The organism is Bradyrhizobium sp. in8p8 (assembly GCF_000426845.1).
Taxonomy (GTDB): Bacteria; Pseudomonadota; Alphaproteobacteria; order Rhizobiales; family Xanthobacteraceae; genus Bradyrhizobium; species Bradyrhizobium japonicum_C.
The window spans coordinates 337358-363593 of sequence record NZ_AUGD01000002.1 but is presented as its reverse complement, the minus strand read 5'-3'; the positions used below and the strand labels follow the sequence as shown (position 1 = coordinate 363593).

The 26236-nt window shown below is 65.1% G+C and carries 16 protein-coding genes and 2 pseudogenes; 9 read left to right on the top strand and 9 right to left on the bottom strand.

Going from position 1 to position 26236, the window contains the following annotated elements; all coding sequences use genetic code 11:
- Positions 1-58 precede the first annotated feature (58 nt).
- The 5 genes from accB to K408_RS0106975 all read right to left on the bottom strand — a co-directional run bounded on the left by accB (position 59) and on the right by K408_RS0106975 (position 4564).
- Complete coding sequence (accB, locus tag K408_RS0106995; protein ID WP_024337898.1) at positions 59-553, bottom strand: acetyl-CoA carboxylase biotin carboxyl carrier protein; 495 nt, start codon at positions 551-553, stop codon at positions 59-61.
- Positions 554-588: 35 nt separating this feature from the next.
- A complete protein-coding gene (aroQ, locus tag K408_RS0106990) occupies positions 589-1056 on the bottom strand; it encodes a type II 3-dehydroquinate dehydratase (protein WP_024337897.1) in 468 nt (155 codons plus the stop codon).
- Between the two features lie 227 nt (positions 1057-1283).
- A complete protein-coding gene (locus tag K408_RS0106985) occupies positions 1284-2093 on the bottom strand; it encodes a DUF1236 domain-containing protein (protein ID WP_024337896.1) in 810 nt (269 codons plus the stop codon).
- Between the two features lie 209 nt (positions 2094-2302).
- Positions 2303-3070, bottom strand: coding sequence for a DsbA family protein (locus tag K408_RS0106980; RefSeq protein WP_024337895.1), 768 nt, complete (start codon positions 3068-3070; stop codon positions 2303-2305).
- Positions 3071-3163: 93 nt separating this feature from the next.
- Positions 3164-4564 carry a M48 family metalloprotease gene (locus K408_RS0106975; RefSeq protein ID WP_024337894.1) on the bottom strand — a complete coding sequence of 467 codons (1401 nt, stop codon included), beginning with the start codon at positions 4562-4564 and terminating at the stop codon, positions 3164-3166.
- A gap of 189 nt (positions 4565-4753) precedes the next feature.
- Here K408_RS0106975 and K408_RS0106970 point away from each other — a divergent pair, with 189 nt between their 5' ends.
- Positions 4754-5941 carry a pyridoxal phosphate-dependent aminotransferase gene (locus K408_RS0106970; protein WP_024337893.1) on the top strand — a complete coding sequence of 396 codons (1188 nt, stop codon included), beginning with the start codon at positions 4754-4756 and terminating at the stop codon, positions 5939-5941.
- A gap of 92 nt (positions 5942-6033) precedes the next feature.
- A complete protein-coding gene (locus tag K408_RS0106965; protein WP_024337892.1) occupies positions 6034-6591 on the top strand; it encodes a biotin transporter BioY in 558 nt (185 codons plus the stop codon).
- 77 nt (positions 6592-6668) lie between these two features.
- Here the strand turns inward: K408_RS0106965 and K408_RS0106960 are convergent, their stop codons facing one another.
- Positions 6669-7901 (bottom strand): NAD(P)/FAD-dependent oxidoreductase, encoded by a 1233-nt coding sequence (locus tag K408_RS0106960; RefSeq protein ID WP_024337891.1) that lies wholly within the window; start codon positions 7899-7901, stop codon positions 6669-6671.
- A 61-nt stretch (positions 7902-7962) separates the two neighbouring features.
- A complete protein-coding gene (locus K408_RS0106955; protein WP_024337890.1) occupies positions 7963-11136 on the bottom strand; it encodes an Rne/Rng family ribonuclease in 3174 nt (1057 codons plus the stop codon).
- Between the two features lie 705 nt (positions 11137-11841).
- On the opposite strand from K408_RS0106955, the gene K408_RS0106950 reads away from it, so the two are divergent.
- The 6 genes and pseudogenes from K408_RS0106950 to K408_RS0106925 all read left to right on the top strand — a co-directional run bounded on the left by K408_RS0106950 (position 11842) and on the right by K408_RS0106925 (position 19870).
- A complete protein-coding gene (locus K408_RS0106950) occupies positions 11842-13137 on the top strand; it encodes an N-acetylmuramoyl-L-alanine amidase (protein WP_024337889.1) in 1296 nt (431 codons plus the stop codon).
- A gap of 230 nt (positions 13138-13367) precedes the next feature.
- Positions 13368-15872, top strand: coding sequence for a penicillin-binding protein 1A (locus K408_RS0106945; protein ID WP_024337888.1), 2505 nt, complete (start codon positions 13368-13370; stop codon positions 15870-15872).
- A gap of 108 nt (positions 15873-15980) precedes the next feature.
- Positions 15981-17112 (top strand): peptide chain release factor 2 gene (prfB, locus tag K408_RS0106940; RefSeq protein WP_155248298.1). Its coding sequence is split into 2 segments (ribosomal slippage): positions 15981-16049 and positions 16051-17112, totalling 1131 coding nucleotides; the frame shifts between segments, so codons are not numbered across the junction.
- Between the two features lie 2 nt (positions 17113-17114).
- Positions 17115-17986, top strand: a pseudogene (locus K408_RS37695) (NAD(P)-dependent oxidoreductase).
- 90 nt (positions 17987-18076) lie between these two features.
- Complete coding sequence (locus K408_RS0106930) at positions 18077-18865, top strand: DUF5984 family protein (protein WP_024337885.1); 789 nt, start codon at positions 18077-18079, stop codon at positions 18863-18865.
- Between the two features lie 93 nt (positions 18866-18958).
- The gene (locus tag K408_RS0106925) at positions 18959-19870 is read left to right on the top strand and encodes a DMT family transporter (protein ID WP_024337884.1); all 912 of its coding nucleotides are present in this window, start codon (positions 18959-18961) and stop codon (positions 19868-19870) included.
- Positions 19871-19934: 64 nt separating this feature from the next.
- Here K408_RS0106925 and K408_RS0106920 read toward each other — a convergent pair whose 3' ends face one another.
- Together K408_RS0106920 and K408_RS40930 are read right to left on the bottom strand one after the other, a co-directional pair.
- Positions 19935-21290, bottom strand: coding sequence for a M23 family metallopeptidase (locus K408_RS0106920; RefSeq protein WP_024337883.1), 1356 nt, complete (start codon positions 21288-21290; stop codon positions 19935-19937).
- A 111-nt stretch (positions 21291-21401) separates the two neighbouring features.
- Positions 21402-22090 (bottom strand): annotated as a pseudogene (locus K408_RS40930) (peroxiredoxin).
- Positions 22091-22285: 195 nt separating this feature from the next.
- Between K408_RS40930 and K408_RS0106910 the strand changes: the two are divergent.
- The gene (locus K408_RS0106910) at positions 22286-26095 is read left to right on the top strand and encodes a YhdP family protein (protein ID WP_028145820.1); all 3810 of its coding nucleotides are present in this window, start codon (positions 22286-22288) and stop codon (positions 26093-26095) included.
- Positions 26096-26236: the final 141 nt, after the last annotated feature.

The following is a 26236-nucleotide window of genomic DNA, read 5'->3' as shown; positions in this document are numbered from 1 at the left end:
GGCGAATGGCGAGTAGGGAAGGCTGACGCCATTCGCTATTCGCTATTCCCCATTCGCGTCACTCAATAATCACCAGCGGCTCGCCGTACTCGACCGGCTGGCCGTCCTCGACCAGGATCTGCGTCACCGTGCCGGCGCGTGGCGAGGGGATCTGGTTCATGGTCTTCATGGCTTCGATGATCAGCAGCGTCTGGCCGACAGAGACCTTGGTGCCGACATCGATGAACGGTTTTGCGCCCGGCTCCGGCGCCCAATAGGCGGTGCCGACCATCGGCGAAGTCACGGCGCCGGGATGCTTCGACAGATCGGAGGCGGCTGGGGCGGACGCGGCGGCGCTTGCTGCCACCGGAACGGCGGCGGGAGCGGGTGCCATCGGCATCGGCATGGTCGCGGCAACGCTGATGTTGCGCGCGACGCGCAGACGCAGGCCCGCCCGTTCGATCTCGATCTCGGTCAGGCTTGTCTCATCGAGCAGCAGGGCCAGCTCGCGGACGAGCGCGGAATCCTCGCTGGAAAACTTTGCGGCTGCTTTGTCGTCTGGCTGGCGCGCCATGTTGTTTGATCCGAATGTTCTGTTGGAAGGGGGCGTCAGGCGTTGGGCTTGATGCCGAGCTTGGCGGCAAGGCCCTGGATGGCGAGGCGGTAGCCTTCGATGCCGAAACCGCACAGCGACGCGAAGGCCGCGCGCGCGGTGTAGGAATGGTGACGAAAGCTCTCGCGGGCGTGGATGTTGGTCACATGCACCTCGACCGCCGGAATCTGCACCGCGAGCAGCGCATCGTGCAGTGCGATCGAGGTGTGTGAATAGCCGCCGGCATTGATGATGATGCCCTTCATCTTGCGCCGGTGCGCCTCGTGGATGAAGTCGATCAGCTCGCCTTCGCGGTTGGACTGCCGGCAGTCGGCCTTTAGACCGAAGCTCGCCGCCGCGTCCCGGCACAGCGCCTCGACGTCCGCCAGTGTCGCATGGCCGTATTTTTCGGGCTCGCGCGTCCCCAGCATGTTGAGGTTCGGCCCGTTCAGGACGAGGATCGTGTCGGTTGCAGGTTCGGCCATTCCAATCCCGGCGGAGGTGCTTCGGCGTGGCGGGTTATAGGTAACAAAGCGCGTGAGGGGAAGCCTTGAAGGGCCTCAGGGGAGGGATCAGGCGCCTCATCCGGTGTGCAAAAACTTGTGCGGAAGCCACGGAAATTGCTTGTTAACCAGTCGAAAACGTGGATGTCGGCCGAACGAAAAGGGGGCGGGCATTGCTGCCCGCCCCCTGAGGCTGCCGGTATGCGCCCTTAGACGTTCAGGACGGCCACGATCTCGTAGGTATCCGGATTGATGATCACGATCTCTTCCCGGACCAGGACGTACTTGTAGCTCCGCCACTCCGGATAGATCGTCACGACCCGGGACGGCAGGGAGTGAAGGGTGATGCCCTCCCGCGGAATGCGGGTGCCGACCGAGATCGAGAAGTTCACGTTCGTCACCGGAGCGACGCGCTGCTCGCGGATGACCGAGGTGATCTGGGTCCGCTGCTCGGTCGAGAGCTTGGCAGCGGCGCCGGCCTGGCCGACCGTGGTCGAGGACGAGCCCTGACCCTGCGCATTCTGGTTGGTGCTCGCACCGGTGCCCTGGCGGGTCTCGGCGTTGTTGGTCGAGGCGCCGCTCTTGCTGCCCTCAGCCTTCATGTCCTTCTGGTCCTTGCTGCCGGACTTGCTGGTGTCCTGGCTCATGCTCTTGGACTTGTCCTGCTGCGACTTGTCCGTCTGGCCCTGTGCACGGTCGTCGGTGCGCTGGCCCTTGGTGCCCGACTTGTCGTCGGCCGCGTTCTTGTTCGTCGCGCCGGACTTGTCCTCCGAAGCCCGACCGGACTTCATGGTGTCGGAGCCGCCGGACTGGCCGACAGTCCCCTTGTCGTGGCTCATGGAGTCGCGGCCCATCGAGCCGCCGCGCTCGGCGCCGCCGCTGGAGGGCTGCGACTGCTGCATCTGTGCGCCGCCGGCGCCGCCACCGCTGTCGCGGCCCATGGTGCCCTGTGCATTCGCCAGGCCGGTGCCCGCAACGAGTGCGGCCGCGGCAACCGAGATCATAAAGCGGTTCAACATCGAAATTCTCCTCACGTGTTCATTCGCGTCATTGCCCGCGCCGACAACGAAAGGAGATTTGAGTTGTTCCGGAACTTCGGCTGTTCCGCGGCATTTGTTTGTTGAACGCCAGATGAATGACTTTGCACGAAGCGGCCAGCCTTCGGCGAAAGAAAAAGGCCGGCTTTTCTGCCGGCCCTCGATGTTCTCGGTAATCCTACAACGTGCGATCAGCAAGTCGCCTTTCCGCAGCGTGCGATGCTGATCTTTTCCTTGAGGGCTTCGACACCGACGGCGCCGATTACGATCTGCTTGCCGATCACGTAGCTCGGCGTGCCGTTCATGCCCATCGCTTCGGCGAGCTTAAAGTTCTCCTCGATGGTGGCGCGGACCTCGGGGCTGGCGATATCCTTCTCGATTCTCGCGGTGTCGAGGCCGGCTTCCTTGGCCGCCTGGATCGCGCGCGCCTTGTCCGCGGCACCGCGGCCGTTCAGCAGCCTCTGGTGGAAGTCGAGATACTTCTTGCCGGTGGGATCCTGCATGCGCACGGCGACCCCAACCTGGGCCGCTTCGACCGAACCCTGGCTCAGCACCGGAAACTCCTTCAGCACGACCTTCAGCTTCGGGTCGCTCTTCATGATGTCGAGCATGTCGCCCATGGCGCGCTTGCAGTAGCCGCAATTGTAATCGAAGAACTCGACGAACGTGACGTCGCCGTCCTTGTTGCCGAGCACGACCTGGCGCGGCGAGTTGAAGATCGCGTCCGCGTTCTGCGCGATGCTGGCCTCGTGCTTCCGCGTCTCGGCCGCTGTTTGGCGCTTGCTGAGCTCGGCCATGGCCTCCTCCAGCACCTCGGGATGGCTGACGAGATAGTTCTTGACGATCTTCTCGATGTCGGTGCGCTGCGCATCGGAGAAGCTGTCGGCCGACGCAGGGTCGGATGCGCCGAACATGGCGAGCGCGAACAGCGCGGGAGCAAGCAGGCGCAGCGAAAGCATGGGCAAATCCTCTATCCAAAGCAGGTGTCGATAAAACGTCGCGAACTCAAGCTCGATGTCGTGACGTCGTGTAGGGGCGTCGGTTACGTTACGTCAGTTGCGCGGCGGCTTTGCCGCCACGATGTCGTCGGCCTTGACCCATCCGGGCGTGCCGACGGCGAAACGGGTTTTCGCGCGCGTAGCAAGCTCGCGGGCAGTCTTGTTGTCGCCGCGCAGGTAAGCGGCCTGGGCGGAGGCGAGATCCGCCTCGGCATAGTCTCCCTTCCGGCCATAGGCCATCGCGAGCTGGGTATAGCCGAGCGCCGCCTCTGGCTCTCGTGCGACCGCGGCACGGAGAATCCGGACGGCATCGTCGGTGTAGGCCCTATTATCGGTTCCAACCAGAGCCTGCCCAAGTAACATCTCGATGAGGGGGGCATTGTTCGAAAGCTGCGCCGCCTTGCGCAGGGGAGCGATGGCCTCGGCCGGCTTGCCGCTCTCCAGAAGTGCCTGGCCGCGCACCTCGTAGAAGTAGGGGTTGTTCGGCTGCACCTGGATCAGTGCGTCGATCTGAGCGAGGGCGCTGCGCAGATCCCCGTGCAGATAGGTGCTGATCGCACGGGCATAGCGCGCCGGCAGGCTGTCGTTGGTCTGCGGATAGCGGCGATACACCGTCTCCGGCCGCTCCATGAAGGCGGAAATCTTGGCGCGGACCATGTCGTGCCGGAGCTGCAGCGCGGGATCGTCCTTCTTGGTCCAGTACGGGCTGGAGCTGGCGAGCTCCTGAAGCGCGGCGACGCGCTCGGCCGGCATCGGATGCGACTGGAGATAGGGATCGGCGCCGCGGGCCGCGAACAGGCTCTCGCTGGTGAAGCGCTTGAACGTCTCGTACATGCCCCTCGGCGATTGCTGGGTCGCCGTGAGGAATTTCACGCCGGCGCGGTCGGCGTTCTCCTCCTGCTGGCGCTGGTAGGACAACAGCGTGCGGCGGATCATCTCCTGCGGAGCTGCAATGGCGGCCGCGCCGGCATTGGCGAGCCCATTGTTGCCGGCGCCGCTGCGCTGCGCGCTGCCGGCTGCGATGGCACCGGCACCCAGCAGCATCGCGATGATCATCTGGGTCTGGGCGGCGGCGAGCTGCTCGCGCAGCTTGGAGAGATGGCCGCCGGCCAGATGGCCGGTCTCGTGCGCGAGCACGCCGATGATCTGGTTCGGCGTCTCCGACTGCAGGATCGCGCCCCAATTGACGAATATGCGGCGGCCGTCCGCGACGAACGCGTTGAACGAGCTGTCGTTGATGATCACCATCTGGATGTTCTGCTTCTCCAGACCCGCGACGCGGAGGATCGGGCGCGTATATTCGCGCAGCAATTGCTCGGTCTCTGTGTCGCGCAGGACCGGCGGTCCCTTGGCCCGCGCCCGCGCAGACGAGAATGGCGTCAGCGCGATGGCGGCGGCCGTCACGAGGGCGGTGAGGGCGGAGGCCTTCCGGCGCAATGCGATCTGGAGCAACATCAAGCGGTCTTGGTCAAACGGTCTTGGTCAAGCAGTTGCGAGATTGGTTTGGCGATTGGCGGCGGACCGGATACGCGATATGCCCTTGTAAGCCGTGCCCTTTATGAGCCGTACAATGCGGCCAGTCTGGGGCGCAAGCGCCCCGTTTTCGGACCGGACGGTCGGTTCGCCAGCGAATAGCAGAAATCGATGCACGACGCGACATTGAGGAACCGGTTGGGGCAATGGCTCGAGCCCTCCCGCCGCAGTGATGTTCCCCCCTTTATGGTGATGGACGTCATGGCCGCGGCGGCCCGAATCGAGGCCGCCGGCGGCCATGTGATTCACATGGAGGTCGGCCAGCCCGCGGCCGGCGCGCCGAGCACCGCGATCGCGGCCGCCCATGCCGCGCTCGAGGCGGGACGGATCGATTATACCTCCGCGCTCGGTATCCCATCCTTGCGCGAGCGCATCGCGCGGCATTATCGCGGCACCTATGGCTGTGATCTCAGCGCCGAGCGGATCGTCGTGACCACTGGCTCCTCCGGCGGCTTCATTTTGGCTTTCCTTTCGATGTTCGAGCCCGGCGATCGCGTCGCCGTGACCGTGCCGGGCTATCCCCCGTACCGTCACATCCTCACCGCGCTCGGCTGCGAGCCGGTCTTGATCGAAACCACGAACGAGACGCGCCACGCGCTCACAGGCGAGGCGCTGCTCGCGGCGCATCGCAAGGCGCCGCTGAAGGGCGTGCTGGTGGGCAGTCCCGCCAATCCAACCGGCACGATGATGTCACGCGAAGCGCTCGCCGGCCTCATCGCGGCGGCGGAAGATGCCGGCATCCGCTTCGTCTCGGATGAGATCTATCACGGGCTCGACTACGCGTTTCCAGCCGTCACGGCGGCGGCGCTGACCGAGCACGCAATCGTGATCAACTCGTTCTCCAAGTATTTTTGCATGACGGGCTGGCGCGTCGGCTGGATGGTCGTGCCCGAGATTCTGGTGCGGCCGATCGAGCGACTCCAACAGAACCTCTCGATCTCGGTGCCGGCGCTGTCGCAGATCGCGGCAGAGGCCGCCTTCGACGGCGCGGCCGAGATGGAGGCGATCAAGCACGGCTATCAGGAAAACCGGCGCATTCTGAGCGAGGGTCTGCCGAAGGCAGGTCTCAGCAAGTTCTTGCCCGCCGATGGTGCATTCTATCTCTACGCCGACGTTTCGGATTTCACCTCGGACAGTTTCGCGTTCGCAAAGCAGATGCTGGAGCAGGCACGCGTTGCGGCAACGCCCGGAGTCGATTTCGATCCCGTTCACGGCCGCTCGTTCATTCGTTTCTCCTATGCGCGCTCGCCAGGGGAGATGCGTGAGGCAGTTGACCGGATTGCTGATTGGCTTAAATGACTGAGAAAGTTTTCGTCACGCTTCCGGAGTTCAGCTTGTCAGACCGTTCCGTCCCATCCGCCGCTGCGCCACATTCCCCTCTCGCCGCCTTGATGTGGCCGACCCGGCCAGGCGAATCCGTCGGCGCGCTGCGCGCCATCGTGCTGGTCGCGCTCGGCACGGCGTTAATGGCGCTGTCCGCCAAGGTGAATCTGCCGCTGCCTTATGTGCCGATGACGTTGCAGACGCTGGTGGTGCTGATGATCGGGGCTGCCTATGGCTGGCGCCTCGGCAGTGCAACCATGATTGCCTACCTCGCCGAGGGGGCGCTCGGCCTGCCGGTGTTCGCCGGGCCGGTGGGCGGGATTGCGCCGCTGGTCGGGCCGACGGCGGGCTATCTGTTCGGCTTCGTGCTGGCTGCGTTCGTGACCGGCTGGCTCGCCGAGCGCGGCTGGGATCGCAGCGTGTTGCTGCTGTTTGCTGCGATGGCGGTTGGCCATGTCGCCATTCTGGCTGCCGGCTTCGGCTGGCTGGCTTTTGGCCTCGGTCTCGGCGCCGCGAAGGCCTGGCACGTCGGCATCGTGCCGTTCCTTGCGGCCTCGCTCGTCAAGAATGCGCTGGGCGCGGCGTTGCTGCCGGCAGCGCGCCGGATCGTCGAGCGCCGCGGGTAAAGACGCGCTACAACCACACTGGCGGACGATGAAGCAAAAGGGCTGATCGAGATCCTCGATCGGCTTTCTTGCGAGGGCTAGAAGCGCTCGGGCCGGTACGGCGTGGGATCGACGGCCGGCGTCTCGCCATTCATGATCTCAGCCAGCAGGCGTCCGGTCGCGGGTCCCAGCGTAAAGCCTTGGTGGCCATGGCCGAAGTTCATCCAGAGGCCTGGGTGACGCGGAGCGCGGCCGAGCACGGGGAGCATGTCGGGCGTGCAGGGCCTCGTCCCGAACCATGGATCCGGTTCGACCCGCTTGCCGAGGTCGATCAGCTCGCGCGCGGAGGCTTCGGCGCTGGCGAGCTGCACCGGTGTCGCCAGCGCGTCCGCGCCGGTCAATTCCGCACCAGTGGTGATGCGAATGCCTTTGGCCATCGGACCCATGGCATAGCCGCCAGTCTTGTCGATGAGCGGCAGGTCGAGCGAGGCGCCGCCGCTGTAATGCATGTGGTAGCCGCGCTTGCGCACCAGCGGAATGCGATAGCCGAATTTATGGAGGAGGTCGGGCGACCACGGCCCGAGCGTCACGACCGCGTGGGGAGCATCGATGCGCCCCTGGTCGGTGTCGACCGACCAGCCGGTCGCGGTCTGTTGCAGCGAGCGTGCATCACCGAGCACGATCCTGCCGCCGAGCCGCTCGAACAACTCGGCATAGGCCGTGACCAGCGCGCCGGGATCGGAAACGGTCCAGGTGTCGAGCCAATGGATCGCTCCAGGAAGATCGTCGCGCAAAATCGGCTCGGCCCTGGCAAGCTCGCTGCCGGACAGCACGCGAAAGTTCACGCCGAATTCGCGCTGATCTTCCTCCGCAGCCTTGAGCGCGAGATTCAATGACGCGGAGTCGCGAAACAACGCGCGGTAGCCGGCGCGGCGGATGAGGTTGTCGGCGTGCGCCTCGCAGATCAAGACGTCGTGCTCGGCCGTCGCATAGGCGATCAGCCGTGCCCACGCCTCGATCGCCTCGCGATGCCGCTTCGGCGCCGAATGCCACCAGTAGCGGAGCAGGGGCTCGACGTGGAGGTGGAGTGAGGAGAGGCTGTAGCGCACGTCGTTGGTGCGGCCGGTCGCGATCTTCAACAGTGAAGCGAAGTCGCGCGGCATCGGATAGGGGCGCACCGCTTCCGCCTGGATCATCCCCGCGTTGCCGTAGCTGGTCTCGCGGCCCGGCTCCCTGCGATCGACCAGCGTGACGGCCCAGCCGCGCTGCTGCAGATGCAGTGCCGCGCTCACGCCGATCATGCCGCCGCCGAGAACGATTGCACTGTTCATTTGACCTCACCAACCAAAAACCGCCCGGTTTGGCCGGGCGGTTTGATCTCGATTTCGTTTCCTATTCGCCGCCACCGCCGAAGCGGCGCGACCACCAGCCGGCGCGGCGCGGGGCCGCGGGGGTTTCGCTTGCGGCTTGCGGCGCGGGTTCGGCCGCCGGTGCGGGCGGAGCGACCTGCTCGGCTGCCTGCGCAACCGGCGCTGTCGGCTCGCTCCGGCCGTTCGACAGGAAGCTCACCTTTTCCCGGACCGTCGAACGTCGGCGCGTGGCCTTGTCGTCGGCCGGCTCTTCTGCCGTCGCGGCAGCAGGAGCCGGCTCCGGCTCCGGCTTCGCGGCCACCTCGATCTGCGCCTCGAGGTGCGGCTCAGGCCGCACGATTTGCGGCTCAGCGGTTTGCTCCGCGATGTGCTCGGCTCGACCGTGCTCGGCTTGACCGTGCTCGGCTTGGGCGTGCTCGACCTGCGCGATAGAGGGCGCAGCTTCCCTGGAGAAGCCGTCAAAATCGGCGACCGCGTCGGCAGCTTCCGAAGGCTGGCCGGTGCCGAGTTCGTCGTTGATGGAGCCGGCAAGGCCTTCCTCGCCGCCACCGCGACGGCGACGTCCGCCGCGGCGACCGCGCCGGCGCCTGCGATCGCTGCCCTGCTGCTCGCCGCGGGCGGCCTGTTCCTCGCCCTCCTCGCCGTCCTGCTCGGCCTCGGTCTCGTCCTCGGCTTCGCCGGCGATCATCGCCGGCTCGGGCAGCGTCGGGGCCGTATCCTCGCGCAACTCGCCCTCGCGCTGGCCACCGCGGCCGCGCCGGCGGCGACGGCGCTTGCGGCGCTGGCCGTCCTGCTCGGAGGCGGACTCGCCGGCCGCCTGCTCGTCGGCAAGACCCTCGGTCTCGTCGGTTTCGACCTCGGATTCAGTCTCGATGTCGAAGCCATCTTCGTCGTCATAGGCTTCTTCGGCCTGTGGCGGCGGGCTCGCGGCGGCCTGCGCAGCAAGCAGGGCCTTGGCGGCTTCGAGCGTATGGACCTGCTCACCGCGGTCGATCACATAAGCCTGTGGGCCGCTGACGCCGGGATCGGCGATGACAGAGAGCGTGACCTTGAACCCGTTCTCGAGGTCGCGCAGATGGCCGCGCTTGTGGTTGAGCACATAGAGCGCCACGTCGGTGCGGGTGCGGACCACGAGATTGTGGGTCGCGCCTTTCATCAGGATCTCTTCGAGGCCGCGCAGCAGCTGCAGTGCCACCGAGGACACCGAGCGCACATGGCCGGTGCCGCCGCAATGCGGGCATGGATCGGTCGAGCTCTCCAGCACGCTGGCACGGATGCGCTGGCGCGACATCTCGAGCAGGCCGAAATGCGAGATACGGCCGACCTGGATTCGCGCGCGATCCTGCCTGAGGCAATCGGACAGCTTGCGCTCCACCGCGCGGTTGTTGCGCTTCTCGTCCATGTCGATGAAGTCGATGACGATCAGGCCGGCGAGGTCGCGCAAGCGAAGCTGGCGGGCGACCTCTTCGGCCGCCTCCAGGTTGGTCTTGAGCGCGGTGTCTTCGATGTGGTGCTCGCGGGTCGAGCGACCCGAGTTGACGTCGATGGAGACCAGCGCTTCGGTCTGGTTGATCACGATGTAGCCGCCGGAGCGCAATTGCACGGTCGGCGAGAACATCGCATCGAGCTGGCTCTCGACGCCCATGCGCGAGAACAGCGGCTGACCGTCGCGATACTGCTTCACCGCGCCGACATTGGCGGGCATCAGCATCTTCATGAAATCGCGCGCCTCGCGGTAGCCGGCTTCGCCGGCAACCTGAATCTCGTCGATCTCCTTGTTGTAGAGATCGCGCAGCGAGCGCTTGATCAGCGAGCCTTCCTCATAGACGAGGGTCGGGGCCTGCGACTTCAGCGTGAGATCGCGCACCGTTTCCCACATGCGGATGAGGTATTCGAAGTCGCGCTTGATCTCGGGCTTGGTGCGGGAGGCGCCTGCCGTGCGCAGGATGATGCCCATGCCCTCGGGCACGTCGAGATCCTGCACCACTTCCTTCAGGCGCGAACGGTCTTGCGCGCTGGTGATCTTGCGGCTGATGCCGCCGCCGCGGGCGGTATTCGGCATCAGGACGGCGTAGCGGCCGGCGAGCGAGAGGTAAGTCGTGAGCGCGGCGCCCTTGTTGCCGCGTTCTTCCTTGACGACCTGCACCAGCATGACCTGCCGGCGCTTGATCACTTCCTGGATCTTGTACTGACGGCGCGGACGGAAGGTGCGCTCCGGCACTTCCTCCAGCACGTCGTCCCCGCCGACGGATTCGACGACTTCCTCTTCGGCTTCCTCGCCGTCCTCGTCCTCTTCATCATCATCGTCGTCGTCATCATCATCATCGCCGGTTGCTTCCGCGGCTTCGGCCTGCGACGCTTCAGTGCTCTCGCCGGCGGCGTAGACGGCATCGGCCGGCTCCGCGGCTGACGTTACCGCTTCCGCCAGGGCCTCCGTGGGTGCCTCGGAAGCTGGTGTCTCGGAGACATGAGCTTCGAAGGCGTGAGATTCCTGGGGCTCGGCAACGGCCTCGGTCGCAAGCACCGGTTCGGCGCCGACGGCCGCGACAGGCGCGGGCGTCTCATCGGCATGGTCATGGTCGTGATGATCGTGCTCGTGGCCATGGCCATCGTCGCCGTGGTGGTGCTCGTCATCATGATGATGATTGTCGTGATCATGTTCATGATGGGCGTCGTGCTCGCCGTGATGCTCCGCGTCGGCATGCAGATGCTCGCCCTCGTGCGGCGTGCCCTCGCCATGCGGGGGCTCGCCCTCCACGGGCTGGGCCACGGGATCGGCGCCGGCATCGAGGCCTTCGACGATGTCGCTGCGCACGCGTTCGCCATGACCGCGGCGGCGGGCGTTGCGGTGGCGTGAACGGCGGCGGCCGTGCGACCGATTCTCGCTTTCTTCCTCCGCCTCCCGATGGGCCTGTTCCTCGGCCTCGATCAGCGCCTGCCGGTCGGCGACCGGGATCTGATAATAGTCGGGATGGATTTCGCTGAAGGCGAGGAAGCCGTGGCGGTTGCCGCCATATTCGACGAAGGCGGCCTGGAGCGAGGGTTCGACCCTTGTGACCTTGGCGAGGTAGATGTTCCCGCGCAGTTGCTTGCGTTGCGCGGTCTCGAAATCAAACTCTTCGACGCGATTGCCGCGGACCACGACGACCCGGGTCTCTTCCGGGTGGGTGGCATCGATCAACATCTTGTTGGGCATGTCTTAACTCTTGGCGGCGGCGGGCGCGATAAACCGTGGGCGCGTATCGCGCCGCCGGGTGACGCGACGGTCCACCTGATTCGGGGGTGAGGGGAAGGCCGAAACGCCGTCTCTCGCGCCGTGCCGAACCGGAAGCTTCAGGACCAATGCGACGCGCGGCATTGTCACTCCGCAGCGTTGCGAATGGTCCTTCAGATTTCGTCGGCACAGTCTGGCGCATCAAGCGTCGGCCCGTATGAAACACTGGACGGTGAGGCCGCCCTTCAATCAGTTGCTGCTGGCCAGGCACGGCGCGAGCGCGCTCGCCTTGGGGATCACGAACCGCTCCCTTGGGATCAAGGGACCGGGTAATGGGTTACGTCGCTGTCAGAACCATCCCGGTACATGAGTGGTAACGCGGGACCGTTCTACCGCCGGCGCTTGACCCCGCTCCACCTCGCTGCCGCGCACCGCGCTGGTCTGGAGGGAAACGGAAAACGCTGGAATTCCCAAACCTTGAGAGTTCCGGCGCTGCACCGGGAGGCTGAATGCGACACAACCGGAAATATCGGCCGTCAGCATTCCGTACATACGAGGAATGAGCCAGCCGTGCAAGGGAGCGTCGCACGGCGGTCACACTCAGCGAGTTTCGCGCGTCGGTCATTAAGGAGCGATTAACCCTGTGGTTCTATTGCGTTAAGAGGGCTGCTCGGAGGCACGGAATCGGTGGCGAGCCGCACAAATCGACGGATTTTGCTGGGAGGCGTGTTGCTGTGCATCGCGGCATTGCCGTGTGCTGATTCCTCGCGCCTCGTTGCTGCGGAAAGCCAGCAGCAACCCGCTCACGCAGCAGCGAATTTTCCGGTCGCGTCGGCCGCCCGGCTGGCCGGCGACGGCAAGCACACGCGCTTCATCCTCGACATCGACCAGGCCGTCACCTTCCGCGCGGTCACGCTGGCCGACCCCTACCGGGTGGTGGTGGATGTGCCGCAAGTCAATTTTCGGCTGCCAGCCGGTACCGGCAGCGGAGGACGGGGGCTCGTCAAGGCCTTCCGCTACGGGCTCGTGATGCCAGGCGGCTCGCGAATCGTGTTCGACCTGACCGGGCCCGCGAAGATCGCCAATTCTTACGTCGTGGAGGCCGCCAACGGCCAACCGGCTCGGCTCGTGCTCGAGCTGGAGGAGGTTGATCGCACCGCCTTTGCCTCCTCGTCGCAGCCAGAAAGCCGTCCTGAACTGCGGCCCGCAATCGCGGAATCGCCGCCTGCCGCCGCTCCCAGCGCGCCGACGCCCGATGCTCCGCAACAGAAGGCCGACGGCCGTCCGGTGGTGGTGATCGATCCCGGCCACGGCGGCATCGACAACGGGACACAGTCGAGCGGCGAGAGCGAGAAGAACCTGGTGCTGGCTTTCGGGCTGGCGCTGCGCGACAAGCTGGAGAAGGCCGGAAAATACCGCGTGGTCATGACGCGGGACGACGACACCTTCATTCCGCTCGGTGACCGGACCAAGATTGCCCGCAATCTGAAGGCGGCCCTGTTCGTCTCGATCCACGCCGATGCGCTGCCGCGGACGGAGGGCGACGCGCAAGGCGCGACGATCTATACGCTCTCCGACAAGGCATCCGACGCCGAGGCCCAGCGGCTGGCGGATGCGGAGAACCGGGCCGATGCGATCGCCGGCTTCAACCTCGCGGAAGAGCCGACCGACGTCGCCGACATCCTGATCGACCTCACGCAGCGGGAAACCCGCACTTTTTCAAACCGTTTCGCCCGCCTTTTGATGACTGAAATGAAGCAGACGGTGCGAATGCACAAGCATCCCTTGAAGTCCGCAGGCTTCCGGGTCCTCAAGGCGCCCGATGTACCCTCGGTGCTGGTCGAGATCGGCTATGTCTCCAACAAGGGGGACCTGCAACACTTGGTCTCCGAGGGGTGGCGATCCCGCGCCGTGGGCTCGATGGCCCAGGCGATCGACGGGTTCCTGACCAAGCGGATGGCCACGGCCGGCACCTCGAACTGAAAGGGTTTTCCCTCCCGACCCAAAGGCCCTAGTTTGGCCACAGCGGACGCTTTATAAAACCGCCGCAGAGGGTTCCGGAATCGGTGAGAATCCCGTTCGGCGAGCGTCTTGAGTCCGGCATCGATGTGATTGCGTAAAGCCGGTAAATTCGCGACGTGAGGTTGGCGCCTGTTTGGGGTGCCAAAGGGCTGGTACTGGGCTGATCCAGAGTTTGAACGGATAAACAGATAATGCGCTTGCTGGTGCGGTTCATGGGCTTCCTGTTCGCCGCGGGAACGGTGGTGTTCCTTGTCGGTGTCGGGGCCGTGGCAGGCCTGATCTGGCATTTCTCCAAGGACTTGCCGGACTACTCTCAGCTTCAGGATTACGAGCCGCCGGTGATGACCCGCGTGCACGCGGTCGATGGCTCGCTGGTCGGCGAATACGCCAAGGAGCGGCGGCTGTACCTGCCGATCCAGGCCGTGCCCAAGCTCGTGATCAACGCGTTCCTCGCGGCCGAGGACAAGAATTTCTACGAGCATGGCGGCATCGACTACACCGGCATGGCGCGCGCCGGTCTGGTTTACATTCAGAACTACGGCTCCAACCGCCGTCCGCAGGGTGCCTCCACGATCACCCAGCAGGTCGCCAAGAACTTCCTGCTCACCAACGAGGTCTCCTTCACCCGCAAGATCAAGGAAGCCTTGCTGGCGATGCGCATCGAGAAGACCTACTCGAAGGACAAGATCCTCGAGCTGTACCTGAACGAGATCTATCTCGGTCTCGGCGCCTACGGCATCGCGGCCGCCTCGCTGGTCTATTTCGACAAGTCGGTGAACGAGCTGACGGTGGCGGAAGCGTCCTACCTGGCCGCGCTGCCGAAGATGCCGGCGACCCTGCATCCCGTGCGCAACCGCGACCGCGCCATCGAGCGCCGCAATTACGTCGTCGACCGTCTGCTTGAAAACGGCTGGATCAAGCAGGCCGACGCGGACAAGGCGCGCAAGGAGCCGCTGGCGGTCACCAGCCGCTCCAACGGCGCCCACACCTTCGCCGGCGAATATTTCGCCGAGGAAGTCCGCCGCGACATCTTCGAGCGCTACGGCGAGAAGAAGCTGTACGAGGGCGGTCTGTCGGTTCGCACCACGCTCGATCCGAAGATCCAGGTCATGGCGCGCAAGACCATGGTGGCCGGCCTCGTGAGCTATGACGAGCAGCAGGGCTATCGCGGCGCCATCAGCAAGCTCGATATTTCGGGCGACTGGGGCGTGAGGCTCGCTGAGATCAAATCGCTCTCCGACATCTCGCCATGGCGCATGGCGGTGGTCCTGGAGACCAGCGAGCAGTCGGCGCGGATCGGCTTCCAGCCTGGCCGCGAGCTCGGCGGCGCCGTCAGCAAGCAGCGCGAGACCGGAATCGTCACGGTCGACGGCGTACGCTGGGCACGGCCCCTGCAAGGCGGCACCAGGGGCAAGACTCCAACAGCGGTGTCGCAGGTGCTCCAGCCCGGCGACGTGATCTATGCCGATCCGCTCTACAAGGACGGCCACCCCGTCGAGGGCCAGTACCGGCTCCGCCAAATCCCGGAAGTCTCCGGTGCCATGGTGGCGATGGATCCCTGGACCGGCCGCGTGCTCGCGATGGTCGGCGGCTTCTCCTTCGATCAGAGCCAGTTCAATCGCGCCACGCAGGCCTATCGGCAGCCGGGCTCGTCGTTCAAGCCGATCGTCTATTCGGCCGCCCTCGACAACGGCTATACGCCCTCGACGGTCGTGCTCGATGCTCCCATCGAAATCGACCAGGGTCAGGGCGCCGGCGTGTGGCGGCCCGAAAATTTCTCCTCAGGCAAGTTCCAGGGTCCCGTGACGCTGCGCAACGCGCTGCGGCAGTCGCTCAACACGGTGACGGTGCGCCTCGCGCAGGACATCGGCATGCCGCTGATCGGCGAATACGCCCGCCGCTTCGGCGTCTACGACGAACTGCCGAACTATCTCTCCTACGCGCTCGGTGCCGGCGAGACCACCGCGATGCGCATGGTCACGGCATACTCAATGCTCGCCAATGGCGGCCGCCGCGTGAAGCCGACCCTGATCGACCGCATCCAGGACCGCTACGGCCACACCATCTTCAAGCACGACCAGCGCGAATGCCGCGGCTGCGACGCGCCGGGCGGTTGGAAGAACCAGCCCGAGCCGCAGTTGATCGACCGCCGTGAGCAGGTGCTGGATCCCATGACGGCCTATCAGATCACCGAGCTGATGGAAGGCGTGGTGCAGGCTGGAACGGCCACCGTGATCAAGGATGTTGGCAAGCCGGTCGCGGGCAAAACCGGCACCACCAACGAGGCGAAGGATGCCTGGTTCGTCGGCTTCTCGCCGGACATCGCGGTCGCAGTCTACATGGGCTTTGATAAGCCGCGCCCTCTCGGCAGGGGCAATGCGGCGACCGGCGGCCATCTCGCTGCGCCGATCGTGCGTGACTTCCTCAAGCTCGCGCTTGCCGACAAGCCTGCGGTCCCGTTCAAGGTGCCGGCTGGCATCAAGCTGGTCCGCGTCGTCGCCAAGACCGGCATGCGCGCCGGCCCCGGCGAGACCGGCGGAACCATCCTCGAAGCCTTCAAGCCCGGCACGGCGCCGCCGGACAATTATTCGGTCATCGGCGTTGCCGACGCCGACGGACGCGGCATGCCGCTCTCGCAGCAGCAGCAGCCGGATTCCGGCTTCCTCATTCGGCCGGGCACCGGCGGGCTGTGGTAGGCCGCGGATAAGGCCGACGATCACGGTTCCGGCGGTTGCGCTTTGCGGCCGCCGCCGCTACATCCCCCTCTCGAATTGCACGCGGGATTCCGCAAGACAGAGAACAACATGCGCGCCGAAATCGAACGGTTGGTAGAAGAGATCAAGCAGTCGGTCGGGCTGCTGAGGAGGCATCTTTGACGTCGAGAAATCGACGGCGCGCCTTGCTGAGCTGAACAAGCTCGCGGAAGACCCCAATCTCTGGAACGATCCCCAGAAAGCCCAGAAGCTGATGCAGGAGCGCACCTCGCTCGAGGATGCGCTGTCCGGCATCGGCAAGGTCGAGCAGGAGCTCGAAGACGATATCGGCATGATCGAGCTCGGCGAGGCTGAGGGCGATGAGGGCGTCGTCGCCGAAGCCGAAGCTGCGCTGAAGAACCTCAAGAAGGAGGTCGCGCGGCGCGAGCTCGAGGCGCTGCTGTCGGGCGAGGCCGATCGCTTCGATTCATATCTCGAGATCCATGCCGGCGCCGGCGGCACCGAGAGTCAGGATTGGGCGCAGATGCTACTGCGCATGTACACGCGCTGGGCGGAAAATCACGGATTCAAGGTCGAGTTCCTCGAAGAGTCCGAGGGCGAAGAGGCCGGCATCAAATCGGCGACGATCCAGGTCTCCGGCCACAATGCCTATGGCTGGCTGAAGACGGAAGCCGGCGTCCATCGTCTGGTTCGAATCTCTCCGTTCGATTCCAACGCGCGGCGGCACACCTCGTTCTCGAGCGTGCAGGTGTTCCCCGTCATCGACGACAGCATCAAGATCGACATCAAGGAATCCGACGTGCGCGTCGACACCATGCGCTCGGGCGGCGCCGGCGGCCAGCACGTCAACAAAACCGAATCCGCGGTGCGGCTGACGCATATCCCGACGGGCGTCGCCGTGGTCTGCCAGGCCGGCCGTTCCCAGCACAAGAACCGGGCGCAGGCCTGGGACATGCTGCGCGCGCGCCTGTACGAGATCGAGCTGAAGAAGCGCGAGGAGAAAGCGGCGGCCGATCAAGCCGCTAAGACCGACATCGGCTGGGGCCACCAGATCCGCTCCTACGTGCTGCAACCGTACCAGATGGTGAAGGATCTGCGCACGGGCGTGCAGACCTCCGACACCGCAGGCGTGCTTGGCGGCGATCTCGACGAGTTCATGGCGGCGACACTGGCGCAACGCGCGTTCGGCACTACGACCGGCGACATCGAGGACGTGGACTGATCATGCCTCGCGTCGCCTTCATCGGATTGGGGCGAATGGGTCATGGTATGGCCGGCCGCTATCTCGATGCTGGCTTCACGGTGACGGTCTGGAATCGCAGCAAGTCCAAGGCGGAAGACCTGATCGCGCGCGGGCGCACTGGGCGACCTCGCCGGAGGATGCTGCGATCGACGCCGACGCGGTCGTGACCATGGTCGCCGACGACGAGGCCTCGCGTGCGGTCTGGCTTGGGCCGAAAGGCGCCGCCAAGACAGCGAAGGCCGGCACCATCGCGATCGACTGCTCCACCGTCTCCTACGACCACGCGCGAGAGATGGGCCGCGAGCTGAACGCGCGCGGGCTCATCTACATCGACTGCCCGGTGACCGGATTGCCGGATGCAGCCGCGGCCGGGAAGTTGACTCTCCTGGCCGGCGCCGACGCAGCCGATCTCGAACGTGCGCGGCCCTATCTCGAACCGATCGGCTCGAGCATGCGCCATTTCGGCCCGGTCGGTGCCGGCACGGTCTACAAGCTCATCAACAATCTGATGGGCGCTATCCAGATCGCCGGACTCGCCGAAGGCCTCGCAATCGCCGAGCAGGCCGGTCTCGACATGAACCTCGTGTTGGAATCGATCCAGGCTGGCGTTGCCGCAAGCCCCCAGGTGCAGCGTCACTCCAAACGCATGGTCGCCCGCGATTTCTCCGGCGCGACCTTCACGGCAGCGCTGCGGCACAAGGATGCCGCCTACGCTGTGAAGCTAGCGGAGAGCCTGCTCGCCGATAAGCCGATCGTTGCACGAGCGGCGGTCGAGGCCTATGCGAAAGCGAAGGCGGCGATGCCTGACGACGATGAGGGGCGGATGATCGAGCTGGTGTCGCGGCGGAAGTAGCGGGCTCACGAACCTGCTGCCTGAAATCGGGTGGGAAGATCGATCGCGGTGGACTAGATCTGTCTCTCCGTAGTCAGGCCAGGGTTCGTCGTGCTCATCAACTTCACGCTCGCGCCACTCGAAAAGATCATCCCCTGGGGCCAGCCGGGGAGCTATTGCCTTCATTGGTTTGGTCTCACTTTCGGCGAGTACTGGATACAAGCCGGTGAAGCCACACTCTTCGAATACAGCGACCATGCCCGGGCTGCCGGTGCAGAGCGCTATTGCACCTATCAAGTCGTCCGCCTCTACGAGGACTTGATGGACATGCTTCCCTACATACTCGAGCCGGTTCCTGATGCGCTCGTGCCGTACATCTCCGGCGACGGGGCCGGAATTCTGCGAAGCGCCCATGAGGCCTGGTGCGAGAGAGCCGATGACGTCCCCGATGAGGATGGCCTTTTTGACTCTGCCGACGTTGCAGTCATGTGGGTCGGAAAGCGTCGTCTGGACAGTTCGTACCTGGCTCCATCGGCCAACATCGCAATCTGGTCCGATGAAGAGCATGTGCACATCGAGTGGGATAATCGCGATCGCCAACTCGGTGGATCGCCGGCGTGGTCGGCGAGCCTCGGCTCCTATCGCGTGTCGCAAAGCGAATTCATCGAAGAGATGAAGTCGTTTCACGTTCGCCTCATGGAGCAGATGGCGGCGCGGATCGAGCAGGTGGCATCAGGCCAACTTCGATCCGAGATACAGATCGACCTGGCAGCACTGGCGAGAGAGCACGAACAACGGACGTGCTCGCTCGACGCTGCCTTGAAGATCGTTCCGGCGACGGACTGGCAACAGGTCGAAAGAGCTGTCGGTGAAATCCTCGTTGCGCGAAACGGGCTGTAGGCCCCTTCTAGAGGCCAGGCGCCCTGAATTTCGCCGCCGGCTTTGCTGTCTCCTGCCGGCCTTTGTGATCGTTAGCTTGTCGATGAGCCGCGTATGACCATCAATGCCAACAGGATCGATGGTCGGGACTGGTCGCTGCTTGCGGCGCTCTCCATTCTCTGGGGCGGTTCGTTCTTCTTCAACGGAGCGGCTCTGCGCGAATTGCCGCCTCTGACGCTCGTGTTGCTGCGTGTCGCGTTCGGAGCGGCCATTCTTGCGCCATTGCTCCGCATGCAGGGGATCGGCTTTCCCAAGAGCATGGCGGAGTGGACGCCCTTCGTCGCGATCGGGCTGCTCAACAATGTCATCCCGTTCTCGTTGATCGTGATTGGCCAGACGTTCATTCCGAGCGGGCTGGGGTCGATCCTGAACGCGACCACGCCGATGTGCACGGTCATCGTCATGGCGATGGCAGGCGAAGAGACGTTGCAGATGCGGCGGATTGCCGGCGTCGCATTGGGGATCGTCGGCGTGGTCATCCTGCGCGGATGGGGTATTGAGGCAAGGCCTGGGCAGGGGCTCGGCATCCTGCTCTGCCTCGGCGGCGCCTTCAGCTACGGTCTTGCAGCGCTCGCCGCGCGCCGGTTGCTGAAAAACTCAGCCCCGCTCGGAACGGCGACATTTCAACTGATGGCTTCAACCGTGATGATGGCGGTGGTCGCCGGCACTGTGGAGCGGCCCTGGCAACTGCCGATGCCGGCCCTTGCGACCTGGCTTGCCGTGCTTGGCCTCGCCACGCTCTCGACCGCGCTTGCCTATATCGTCTTCTTTCAGATCGTGCGGCGCTCGGGCGCGAGCAACGTGATGCTGGTGACGCTGCTCATTCCCGTCACCGCCATCCTTCTGGGATGGCTGGTGCTGGGGGAGCCGATTTCCATGCGTGCGATCGTGGGCGCGATCGTCATCGGCAGCGCGCTGCTCGTGATCGACGGACGTGCGGTTGGCCTGCTGCGCCGCGGCGCATGAGCTCTTGGCCACCAGTCGCTTCCAATGGCTTTCGCCCCGACGTTCCGATGAGAGAAGCGCAGGCTCAACCCGCGCTGAGCCGGACGCCAGCGCGCAAGAATTTTTGCGGATCCACCGCTTCGCCTTCGATGCGGGTCTCATAGTGCAGGTGGGGACCGGTCGAACGGCCGGTCGAGCCGACGAGCCCGATGACCTGGCCGATCTTCACTATCTCGCCGACCTTGACGTTGATCTCGGAGAGATGGCCGTAGCGGGTGGAAAGCCCATTGCCGTGATCGACCTCGACCATGCGGCCGTAGCCGCCGGACCAGCCGGCGGAAATCACCTTTCCAAAGGCCGTGGCGCGGACCGGGTCACCGGTGGCAGCGCGGAAATCGAGGCCGGTGTGCATCGCGGGCCGGCCCAGGAAGGGATCGCTGCGCACGCCGAAACCGGAGGTGAACTCTACCTCGCCGATGACGGGCTTGCGGTAGGGGACCAACGCCAGCGTGCGATTGAGACGATCCATCTCGGCGCGTGTGGTGTTGATACGATGGAGCTGCTTCTCGAACGGTCCGGCATTGGCCGTCAGCTTGATGGGCACGAACGGCCCGCCCATCGCGGTGCGCGGCACGGCGGCTTCGAGATGGGCAAGGTTCAAGCCGAGATCGCTGACCACGCCGCGCATCCGCCGCATGCGTGAGTCCATGCTTTCCTCGACGGCGCTGAGCGCCGCCATCTGGCGCCGCTCGACCTGGTCAAGCGAGTTCGTGAGCCGGACCAGCACGTTCTCGAAGCTTTGATTCCGGGCAAATTGACTGCTCGGCGCTGCCACCACGGTCGGCGCGCGCGATTCGAGGCGCGCTTCCCGGTCCGGCGGCGCCACGAAGATGACGGTGTCGCTGATCGGCGATGGCTTCGGTGTGGTATGGGCTGCGTCGCCGCGCTGCGGGGCCGAGCGGGGAATCGAGCCAGTCACGTCGGGCATGGCCCCGAGCGCCGTGGCCCGGGACTCCAGCGCCGTCTGGCGCTTCATGATCTGGTCGAGCTTCTGGTCGAACTGCTCCTGGTCAAGCAGCTGGCGGCTGGTGGTGCGGTCGACCCTGGCGCGCAGCTCGGCGATTCGATCTTCATAAGCGTATTGCATCTCGGCCTGGCGGGCGATCAGCCGGGTCAGAACGTCGTCGCGGAAGGCAAAATAAGTGGCCGTCGCCGCCGACCACAGCCCCAGCAGCACCACGGTGCCAACGACGATCCAGAATACGACGGGCCCAAAGCGGACCTGCTTGCCGGCATGGACGATGGTGTAGGCATCGTCGGTGGGGGGCAGGGGAATCGCAGTTGCCGCCGCCGCAGCAGCCGGGCGGCGCTGGAAGGCTCGTCCGTGGTCGTGAGGGTGATGTTGGGGGTACTGCGAGTATTGGGCAGAACTTTTCGACATCGGCACTCCCGCGCCGGTCGGATGGGTTCCTTGCGGCTCAATTGCCGCAGCAATCTGGGCCGGTCATGGTTAATTTTCCGGAAATGGGAACGCGCGAATTCGACGGACTGGTTAAAGACTTCTTGCCGCCTCCAGCACGTCGTCGGCATGACATCGACCCGGACATTGCGCCAGATCCGTGCCACCTTACCGTCGGTCCCGATCAGGATTGTTGTCCGAAGAACTCCCAGGAAGCTCTTGCCATACATGGATTTTTCCCCCCAGGCGCCATAGGCATCGAGCACCTCATGTTTCTCATCCGAGATGAGCGGGATGGCGAGCTTGTGCTTGTCGCGAAATTTCTCCTGGGCCTTCAACGGGTCGGCGGAGATGCCGAGCACGGCAGTGCCGGCGGCAGAGAAGGCTTCGGCGAGGCGAGTGAAGTCGATCGCCTCGCGGGTACAGCCAGGCGTATCGGCACGGGGGTAGAAGAACAGGACCAGTTTGCGGCCGGCATAGTCCGCCAGTGTGACGGTGTCGCCGCCATCGCGCGGCAGGCTGAAGCCGGGGGCCTTTTGGCCTTCGGCCAGGCCGGACTTCGCCCGAGCGGGTGGGGGAGACGATTTGGACGTATTTAACTGTTTCGATGCGGCCTTATGTGATCCTGCTTTTGCTATGGTCCCGGTTGATTTGCTTGCCGGGGTCCGCTGTGTTTTCGCGGACCTTGTTTGAGTCGATGCCTGCGTTTTTGCGGTCTTCTTTTTGGCGGTCGGGCTGCCGGAGGACGTTTTGGACGATTTCTTGCGGGATTTCTTGGACATACGCCTTCCTTTCGACGCTTTCGGCGGGTCAACCGAAGCGGTATTGCAGCTCTCGTCCGGCGTGCTGGAATCGCGCCCTCGGCTGGGCAAGTTTGGCGGCGCCGGAGTATGGTTACAAGGAATTCCACGCACCACCCCACTGCTCGTTGAACGCGCTCCCGGGGCGAAATGACGAACAGCAGGAATATTCGAGGTATGGCGGCAGTGCCGGCGCAGGGGGCTTCGCGTCCTGTGAACGGCTGCGGTCCCGGCGGCGCTCACCCCTACGACGGGCGCTTGTATCAAGAGGCAATGGCAAGGAATACGTCGCCCCAGGACTACAACCGGAATTTTGATCGGCGCAGCGGCCAATACGAGCCGCAGGAATGGGACGATGCCGAGTGGGATCCGGATCAGGAAGCGGCGGCGGGCCATCGCGCACGCCGGCTGCTGGCGCGTTCCGGTTCGGGTTTCCATCGTTTCGGAGACGGATTCGGTTCATTGCGCCGTTGGATGGGTGGAGGCCGCTGGCTGAAGCGTCTGGCCGTTGTCGTCGGCGCCGTGCTCGTCATTTTCGTCGGCTGTTTCGGTGCGCTGTGGTGGCGGCTCGGCGCCGGTCCGATCAATCTGGATATCGCAACGCCATGGCTGGCGGCCGCGATCGAAGACAATATCGGTCACGGCAACACGGTCGAGGTCGGCGGTACCCAGATCGAGCGCGCCGGCCGGGTTCGCATCGCCGTACGCATCCGGGACATCATCGTTCGCGATCGCGATCAGGCCGTGGTTGCCAGCGCGCCGAAGGCCGAGGTGAAGCTGTCGGGTGCGGGTCTGCTGATGGGGCGGCTGCGCGCCGAAAGCCTTAATCTCGTCGATGCCGAGCTCGCGATCCGCATCGCGCCTGATGGCACTGTCACCGTGTCCGCCGGCGACACCACCAAGCCGCTTGCGACCGGCGTCGCGTCCAAGAAGGACGCGGGCCTGCCGCCGACATTCCCCCGCAACGGGGTGCCCCCGCCGCCGTTCGCTGCTCAGCCAACGAGTCCCGAAGCGCCGCAGGCCTCACCGCAGGCGGCGGGGCAGAGCGGCATCCTCCAAAGCCTCGACTGGCTCGACAGTCTGAGCATGACGGGACTCGACGGCCAGAACCTCAACGAGATCGGCCTGAAGAACGGCAATCTGATCGTCGACGACCAGCAGCGCGGCAGCAAATGGTCGTTCGAGAACATCACCCTCAGCCTGCGCCGGCCGAGCCGCGGCGGTATCGCGCTCAGCCTCGGCGAGGAGGGCGCGCGCCCGTGGTTGCTGCGCGCCACGATCGGCCCTGCCGAGAACGGCGTGCGGTCCGTCGACATCAAGGCCGACAAGGTCTCGACCTCCAACATCCTCCTGGCGCTGCGGGTGAAGGACCTCACCTATACGGCGGATATGCCGCTGACGGGCGAGCTCAAGGGCGAACTCGGCCGCGACGGCGTGCCGACCTTCTTCCGCGGCAAGATCGCGGTGGGTGCCGGCAACATCATCGACACCGATACGCCCGACTATCCGATGGGGATCGACTCGGCCGAGATCAACGTCGAGTGGGACGCCAACCGGCGCGTGCTGGTCGCACCCTTCAAGATCCTCTCCGGCGCGAACCGCCTGACATTGCTGGCCCATCTCGAGCCGCCCAACGGCACCAGGAATGACTGGCAGCTCGGATTCAGCGGCGGTTCGATCCTGCTTGGCGGCATCGATAACGAGCCGCCGCTCGTCTTCAACCGCATTGCGATCGGCTTTCGCTTCGACACGGATCACAAGCGCCTCCTGCTGACACAGGCGGATGTCTCCAACGGCGAGATCGGCGTTGCCGGCACTGGCGCCATCGATTATTCCGGCGAGCCCCGGCTCACTCTCGGCTTTGCGGGAACGCCGATGTCGGCTTCCGCCTTGAAGCGGATGTGGCCGACGCTGATCGTCCCCGAACTGCGCGAATGGGTGATCGAGCGGATCGAGCGCGGAACGCTCCAGCGCATCGAGATCGGCGTCAACTCGCCGACGAAGAACCTGCCGCGCAAGGGACCGCCAATCCCGGACGACGGCCTGTCCGTCAACATCGTGGCGAGCGGCGTCGCAGTTCGCCCCGTGGATGGCATGCCGGTGGTGCGCGATGCCGATCTGAGGGCGCGCGTGACCGGGCGCACTGCGACCGTGAACATCGGGCAGGGCGTTGCCGATACGCCCTCGGGCCGCAAGGTTACGATCTCAGACTTCGTGTTCGAGGTGCCGGACATGGCGCCCAAGCCGTCGCCGTCGCGAAGCAGGTTCCGCGTCGATGGCCCGGTGCCTGCCGCCGCTGAAATGCTCGCCAATGACCGGCTGAGCGATCTCTCCGCGACGGTCATCGATCCCAACACCAGCAAGGGGACGTTCACCGCGAACATCCAGCTCGGCATGCCGGTCAAGGGCGAGCTGACCAAGGCCGACACCACCTATTCCGTCACCGCCGACCTCAACGGCTTCGCCGCCGAGAAGCTGGTGATGAACCAGAAGCTGGAGGCGAACAGCCTCAAGATCATCGCCAACAACCAGGGCTACCAGGTCAAGGGCGACGTCAAGATCAACGGTCAGGCAGCCTCGCTGGACTATCGCAAGCCGGCTGAGGGCGACGCGGACGTGAGGCTGCAGGCGACGCTGGACGATGCCAGCCGCGCGCGCCTCGGCTTCGATCTCAGCCCCGCCGTCAGCGGATCGTTGCCGATCAGGCTGTCGGGCAAGATCGCGAGCGGCGCGGATCAGACCACGAAGCTCGGCGTCGAGGCCGACCTGACGTCGGTGCGGCTCGACAACATCCTGCCCGGCTGGGTCAAGCTGCCGGGCAAGTCCGCGAAGGCCAGCTTCAAGGTGGTGCCCACGGCGCAATCGACGCGTTTCGAGGACATCGTGATCGAGGGCGGCGGTGCCTCGATCAAGGGCTCACTCGAGGTCGACGCGAACGGCGATCTCATGAACGCGAATTTCCCGATTTACGCGCCGACAGACGGTGACAAGGCCTCGCTCAGAGTTGAGCGCAGCCAGGAGGGCGTCATCAAGGGCACGATGCGTGGCGACGTGTTCGACGGCCGCGGTTTCCTGAAGTCGGCGATCTCCGGCCATTCCAAGGAGGACAAGAGCAAGCTGAAGAACGTCGATTTCGATATCGACGTGAAGCTCGGTGCCGTGGCCGGGTTCAACGGCGAGGCCATGCGCAGCGTCGATGCCAAGATGTCGAAGCGCAACGGCGCCGTGAAAGCCTTGACGCTGAGCGGCAAGATCGGCCGCGACACGCCGGTGGCAGCCGATCTTCGCGGCGGCCGCGCGCAGGGCAGTCGCGAAGTGATCTATCTCCAGACCAACGATGCTGGCGCGCTGCTGCGCTTCACCGACACCTACACCAAGGCGGTCGGCGGCCAGATGGTGGTGGCGATGGAGCCGCCGACATCCGAGCCGAACACCGCCCGCGAGGGGCTCATCAACGTGCGCGACTTCACGGTGAAGGGCGAGGCGCAGCTCGAGCGCGTGGCCGCCGGCGCGCCCAACGGCACCGGCAACGGAGTCTCATTCAACGCGCTCCGTGCCGAGTTCACCCGGCAGAACGGCGCGCTGACGATCCGAGACGGCGTGGTCAAGGGGCCGATGATCGGTGCCACCATCGAGGGCTCGATCGACTATCCCGGCAACCAGGTGTGCATGAGCGGCACCTTCGTGCCGATGTATGGCGTCAACAACATCTTCGGCCAGATCCCCCTGTTCGGCATCTTCCTCGGCGGCGGCAACAACGAGGGGCTGATCGGCGTGACCTACGAGGTCGTCGGTACACCGGCCGCGCCCGTGATGCGCGTCAATCCGATCTCGGCGATGGCGCCCGGCCTGTTCCGCAAGATATTCGAATTCAACACCGGCAAGCAGAACTCGCCGTTCGATGAATTCCCGTCGCAGTCGAACGACGGCTCGACGGCATCGACCCGTCAGCTGTCGAGCGGCTGCAGCGTCTCGCGGCGGCAGTAGCGCGATCCAGTTGCAGCCGCGATGCAAGGTGCGCTCCTCTCCCGCCTGCGGGAGAGGGCTGGGGAGAGGGGGCCTCCACAGAGCGGCTCCCAACGAGGAGAAAGCCCTCACGCGACGCTTCGCGCCGACCTCTCCCGCAAG

What these genes read in the sequence shown, in the direction of transcription:
- accB (WP_024337898.1), bottom strand. Translation starts at nt 553, where the DNA reads ATGGCGCGCCAGCCAGACGACAAAGCAGCCGCAAAGTTTTCCAGCGAG.
- aroQ (WP_024337897.1), bottom strand. Translation starts at nt 1,056, where the DNA reads ATGGCCGAACCTGCAACCGACACGATCCTCGTCCTGAACGGGCCGAAC.
- K408_RS0106985 (WP_024337896.1), bottom strand. Translation starts at nt 2,093, where the DNA reads ATGTTGAACCGCTTTATGATCTCGGTTGCCGCGGCCGCACTCGTTGCG.
- K408_RS0106980 (WP_024337895.1), bottom strand. Translation starts at nt 3,070, where the DNA reads ATGCTTTCGCTGCGCCTGCTTGCTCCCGCGCTGTTCGCGCTCGCCATG.
- K408_RS0106975 (WP_024337894.1), bottom strand. Translation starts at nt 4,564, where the DNA reads ATGTTGCTCCAGATCGCATTGCGCCGGAAGGCCTCCGCCCTCACCGCC.
- K408_RS0106970 (WP_024337893.1), top strand. Translation starts at nt 4,754, where the DNA reads ATGCACGACGCGACATTGAGGAACCGGTTGGGGCAATGGCTCGAGCCC.
- K408_RS0106965 (WP_024337892.1), top strand. Translation starts at nt 6,034, where the DNA reads ATGTGGCCGACCCGGCCAGGCGAATCCGTCGGCGCGCTGCGCGCCATC.
- K408_RS0106960 (WP_024337891.1), bottom strand. Translation starts at nt 7,901, where the DNA reads ATGAACAGTGCAATCGTTCTCGGCGGCGGCATGATCGGCGTGAGCGCG.
- K408_RS0106955 (WP_024337890.1), bottom strand. Translation starts at nt 11,136, where the DNA reads ATGCCCAACAAGATGTTGATCGATGCCACCCACCCGGAAGAGACCCGG.
- K408_RS0106945 (WP_024337888.1), top strand. Translation starts at nt 13,368, where the DNA reads ATGCGCTTGCTGGTGCGGTTCATGGGCTTCCTGTTCGCCGCGGGAACG.
- K408_RS0106925 (WP_024337884.1), top strand. Translation starts at nt 18,959, where the DNA reads ATGACCATCAATGCCAACAGGATCGATGGTCGGGACTGGTCGCTGCTT.
- K408_RS0106920 (WP_024337883.1), bottom strand. Translation starts at nt 21,290, where the DNA reads ATGTCGAAAAGTTCTGCCCAATACTCGCAGTACCCCCAACATCACCCT.
- K408_RS0106910 (WP_028145820.1), top strand. Translation starts at nt 22,286, where the DNA reads ATGGCGGCAGTGCCGGCGCAGGGGGCTTCGCGTCCTGTGAACGGCTGC.